Here is a 4,030-nt window from a genome sequence, read left to right on the forward strand (position 1 = left end):
CCGCCGTCACGGCCTCGACGGCGGCCCAGGGCCCGCGCGGACGCAGCAGCTCGGCCAGGCGCTGGCGCGCCCGCGGCTGCTCGTCGCGCGGCAAGGCCTCGACCAGCTGCTGCAGCGAACGCGCCGCCTCGGCCTGGCGGGCCGCCAGCGTGTCCAGGGTCTCGTCGTTCATGACCAGCGGCGTGCCGGTGTCGGGATCGGCCAGGCTCAGCACGCCGCTGCCGCGGTCGTAGCGTGCGACGAGGCGGCCGGCGTCGTCGCGCCAGTCCACACGCTCGGGCCGGACCTCGAAGCTCTCGGCCGCGGGCGCCTCGGGGCCGCCGGCACGGTAGACCAGGCGCGGCGGCTCGCCGGGCGCGGCGGCGGTGGCGGAGGACAGCCCACCAGCCAGCAACAACATCGTGGTGGCTTGCATGCCGGGCAGCATAGGCCGGGTGCCGATCCCCCCGCGCCGGCGGCGGGCGCGGGGTGCCGCGTGGTGCACGGACGCCGGCGGCTTCAGCCCCGGCCGGCGGGCCGGCGCCTCAGCGGCCGGCCTGCATCAGATGGCGGGCCAGCGCGTGGAAGGCGGGCAGCGACGTCGGGTCGTTGGCGTGGTTGCCCGCCACCGGGTGCGAGGCAAAACGCGCGATCACCACCTCGGCCTTCGGGTCGATGTACAGCGCCTGCCCGTGCACGCCGCGCGCCGCGAAGGCGCCGTGTTCGTTGTGCGTGATCCACCACATGCTGCGGTAGCTCCAGCCCGGCAGCAGCGCGTAGCCGGCCTTGGCGAAGTCGGCCTGGCGGCCGCCGCGGCGGATGTCGGCCACCGCCGCCGCCGGCACGATCTGGCGCCCGTTGAAGCGGCCGTCGTTGCGCATCATCTCGCCGAAGCGCGCCAGGTCGCGCAGCCCCGTGTTCAGGCCGCCGCCGGCAAACGGGGTGCCGGTCGAGTCGACCGACATGTAGCCGTCCTGCTCGGCGCCCAGCGGGCGCCAGATGCGCTCGGACAGCAGCTGGGCGACCGAGCGCCCCGTCACGCGCGCCAGAACCCAGCCCAGCGCGTCGGTGTTGACGGTGCGGTAGTGGAACGCCTCGCCATGCACGCCCTGCGGCTTCACGGTCTGCAGGTACTCGTAGTAGCTGCGCGGGCCGCTGTAGTCCTGGGGCTTGGGCAGCGGATTGCCGGCCGCGCCATGGGCCCACACGTCGGCGTTCGGGTCGGCGTAGTCCTCGCTGAACTTGACGCCGGTGGTCATGTCCATCAGCTGGCGCAGCGTGGCACTGCCGAAAGCCGAGGCCGCCAGCTCCGGCACGTAGTGGTCCACCCGCCGGGCGGGGTCCAGCGTGCCGTCCGCGACGAGCATCGCCGCCAGCGTGCCGACGAAGGTCTTGGTGACCGACATCAGGCCGTGCTGGCCATCGGGCTCGAGAACGCCGAAATAACGCTCGTAGACGATGCGGCCGCGATGCAGCACGACGATGCCGTCGGTGTAGTTGGCGTCCAGCGCCTGGCGCCAGGTCATGCTGCGGTCCGTGCCCAGCGGCGTGAAGCGCACGCCGTCGAGGTCCTCGCGCAGCGCCACCGGCAGCGGCGCCGCCGGCCCGAGCCCGCGCGAGACCGCCACCGTGGGCATCAGCTGGCGGAAGTTCGACGCCGTCCAGCGCAGCGCCGGGAAGCGCCAGTACGAGCCGTCCTCGAAGCGGATGATGCGGTCCGGCGGCGGCGGCGCACCGACCATCCAGCCCAGCCGGGCCGGGTCGCTGGCCTGGGCGTCCGGGAAGCCCGACGCCACGCCGGCCGGCTCGGGGGCGGCCCGCGCGGAACACAGCGCCAGTCCCAATGCCAGGGCCAGCAGACGGCAAGCGAGAGCACTCATGGCCACTCCTGTGGTTTGTGTCGGCGCCAGCCTAAGACAAACCGCTGCAACGGAGCGTTACGCCGAGCGCGGACGGGGCTGTCTGCCCCCGTCATCGGCGGGTCGGCCAGGCTCAGCCCGCCGGCGCGACGAGGTGGAAGAAACTGCCGCTGACGCGCCCGCCGCCGTCCAGCACGCGCCACGAGCCGGTCTCGGCGACCTCGCGCCCGTCGGCATCGGTGATGCGCGCCAGCGGCGCGTCGGGCTGGGCCAGCACGCTGGCGTAGTGGAACTCGTGGCCGCGCAGCCGCGTGCCGGCGGCATGACCGGGCAACGGCGCCTGCAGCTCGGCCAGGCGGTAGCCCAGGTGCAGCCGGCGCTTGCGGAACGAGGTTTCCAGCCCCAGCAGCCCGGCCATCGCGTGGCGCGTGCCGTCGGCGTCTTCGAGCACGCTGCCCAGCGCCATGTAGCCACCGCATTCGCCATGCACCGGCCGCGTGCGCGCGAAGGCGCGCAGGCCGTCGCGCCAGCGTGTGGCGGCGGCCAGGCGGCCGGCGTGCAGTTCGGGGTAGCCGCCGGGCAGCCAGCAGGCGTCGGCGCTGTCGTCGGGCGCCTCGTCGGCCAGCGGCGAGAACGGCAGCAGCGCCGCGCCGGCGGCGTGCCAGGCGTCCAGCAAATGCGGGTAGACGAAGGAGAACGCGGCGTCGCGCGCCAGCGCAATGCGTGCGCCTGGCGGCGGCAGCGGCAAAGGCGGCACACGCTCGCAGGCGCCAGCGGCGGCGGCACGCAGCGCGTCCAGGTCCACGTGTTCGGCCACCAGCCGGCCGAGCGCGGCCAGCGTCGCGGCGCGTTCGGGCAGTTCCTCGGCCTGCACCAGGCCCAGGTGGCGTTCGGGCAGCGCCACGGCGGCGTCGCGCGGCAGCGCGCCGAAGACGCGGAAGCCCGCAGCCTCGACCGCGCTGCGCACGGTGGCTTCGTGGCGCGCGCTGCCGACGCGGTTCAGCAGCACGCCGGCGATCTTGACGCCCGGGCGCAGGCTGGCGAAGCCCAGCGCCACGGCGGCGGCCGATTGCGCCTGGCCGCGCACGTCCAGCACCAGCAGCACCGGCCAGCCGAAGGCTTCGGCCAGGTCGGCACCGGCACCGCGGCCCCATTCGCCGGGTGTCACGGCGCCGTCGAACAGGCCCACCGAGGCTTCGGCCAGCAACAGGTCGCAGCCTTCGGCCGCGCCCAGCAGGCCGGCGATGCGCTCGCGGCCCATCGCCCAGCTGTCGAGGTTGAACGAGGCGCGGCCGGCGGCGGCGGCGTGGAAGGCCGGGTCGAGGTAGTCCGGGCCGTTCTTGAACGGCTGCACGGCCAGCCCGGCGGCGCGCCAGGCGGCCAGCAGGCCCAGCGTCACCGTCGTCTTGCCGCAGCCCGAGGCGGGCGCTGCGACCAGCAGCCCGGGCGGGATCATCGGGTCTCGGGGAAACGCGGCGAGGTGCCCATCGGCCGGTAGCGCCGGTCGTAGTCGACGGCGTAGAGCCGGCTTTCGTCGAAGTCTTCGGTTCCCAGCGTGCGGCCGACGAGGATCAGCGCCGTGCGCTCCATCTCGGCGCCGACCGCCGCGTCCAGCGTCGCCAGCGTCGCGCGCACGATGCGCTGGTCGGGCCAGCTGGCGCGCCAGACCACGGCCACCGGGCAGTCGTCGCCGTAGTGCGGGCGCAGCTCGGCGACGACCTGGGCCAGCACGTGCACGGACAGGTGGATGGCCAGCGTGGCGCCGGTGGCGGCGAAGGCGGCGAGGTTCTCGCCTTCGGGCATCGCGCTGGCGCGGCCCGAGGTGCGTGTCAGCACCAGCGACTGGGCGACGCCGGGCAGCGTCAGCTCGGCGCCCAGCGCGGCGGCGGCGGCGGCGAACGATGGCACGCCGGGCGTCACGTCATAGGGGATGCCCAGCGCACGCAGGCGGCGCAGCTGCTCGCCCATCGCCGACCAGATCGACAGGTCGCCGGAATGCAGGCGCGCGACGTCCTGGCCACGCGCGTGGGCGGCGGCGATCTCGTCGACGATCTGGTCCAGGCTCAGCGGCGCGGTGTTGACGATGCGGCAGCCCGGCGGGCAGTGCGCGAGCACGCCTTCGGGCACCAGCGAACCGGCGTACAGGCACACGGGGCTGGCGGCGATCAGGTCGCGGCCACGCAGCGTCAGCA

At 75.0% G+C, this 4,030-nt stretch carries 4 protein-coding genes; all 4 read right to left on the reverse strand.

All coding sequences use genetic code 11. The features are described from left to right. The coding region (locus tag RBXJA2T_RS02450) for a hypothetical protein (RefSeq protein WP_202796725.1) at positions 1 to 415 on the reverse strand (415 nt) is incomplete at its 3' end. Positions 416 to 524: 109 nt separating this feature from the next. Next, positions 525 to 1,859 (reverse strand): serine hydrolase domain-containing protein, encoded by a 1,335-nt coding sequence (locus tag RBXJA2T_RS02455; RefSeq protein WP_029719038.1) that lies wholly within the window; start codon positions 1,857 to 1,859, stop codon positions 525 to 527. 112 nt (positions 1,860 to 1,971) lie between these two features. Continuing rightward, a complete protein-coding gene (locus RBXJA2T_RS02460; RefSeq protein WP_009855734.1) occupies positions 1,972 to 3,294 on the reverse strand; it encodes a cobyrinic acid a,c-diamide synthase CobB in 1,323 nt (440 codons plus the stop codon). Next, positions 3,291 to 4,028: a precorrin-4 C(11)-methyltransferase gene (gene cobM / locus RBXJA2T_RS02465; RefSeq protein WP_009855735.1), complete on the reverse strand. Its 738-nt coding sequence runs from the start codon at positions 4,026 to 4,028 to the stop codon at positions 3,291 to 3,293. Before cobM ends, RBXJA2T_RS02460 begins: the two co-directional genes overlap by 4 nt. Positions 4,029 to 4,030 lie beyond the last annotated feature (2 nt).

Origin of the sequence: Rubrivivax benzoatilyticus JA2 = ATCC BAA-35, assembly GCF_000190375.1 — a bacterium.
In the GTDB taxonomy this organism is placed as follows: domain Bacteria; phylum Pseudomonadota; class Gammaproteobacteria; order Burkholderiales; family Burkholderiaceae_C; genus Rubrivivax; species Rubrivivax benzoatilyticus.

Bases quoted from the DNA above. Each gene is read 5' to 3' on its own strand.
- RBXJA2T_RS02455 (WP_029719038.1), bottom strand. From the start codon at position 1,859: ATGAGTGCTCTCGCTTGCCGTCTGCTGGCCCTGGCATTGGGACTGGCG.
- RBXJA2T_RS02460 (WP_009855734.1), bottom strand. From the start codon at position 3,294: ATGATCCCGCCCGGGCTGCTGGTCGCAGCGCCCGCCTCGGGCTGCGGC.